Origin of the sequence: Christiangramia aquimixticola, from assembly GCF_048285835.1 — a bacterium.
Lineage (GTDB): Bacteria > Bacteroidota > Bacteroidia > Flavobacteriales > Flavobacteriaceae > Christiangramia > Christiangramia aquimixticola.
The window spans coordinates 1-347 of the sequence record NZ_JBLVTL010000087.1 but is presented as its reverse complement, the minus strand read 5'-3'; the positions used below and the strand labels follow the sequence as shown (position 1 = coordinate 347).

General features: G+C 41.5%; 1 pseudogene. It reads right to left on the bottom strand.

The features are described from left to right. Nucleotides 1-347, bottom strand: a pseudogene (locus tag ACNKXV_RS13625) (glucosamine-6-phosphate isomerase); the annotation flags it as partial.

Genomic DNA, 347 nt, shown 5'->3' with positions numbered 1-347 from the left:
AAAATGTCACCGGTATAGAATCCAAGCCTTAAATGGTGCACATTTTTTACTTGTACGCCAAAATGAGCCCATACCAGTTCTTCTTCAAACTCACGGATCATTCCTTTCAGTTTCTGGATTTTTGAAGGATTTTTTTCTCCGTCGTAAGAATTTCTCAAGATACTGATCACATCATTGATGGTTTCCCGAAGCTGGGTTTTGTTCTTGATTTCCCAAATAATCACCAAGGCTCTGATGACCCTATGGGAAAGTCCACGCTTGCGTGCATCGGCATTTTCGGATGCTACATTGGTGAGGTAGTGGTAAACGTCTTTGTCCGTCTTCAGGCTATACCCTACTTGAAAAAA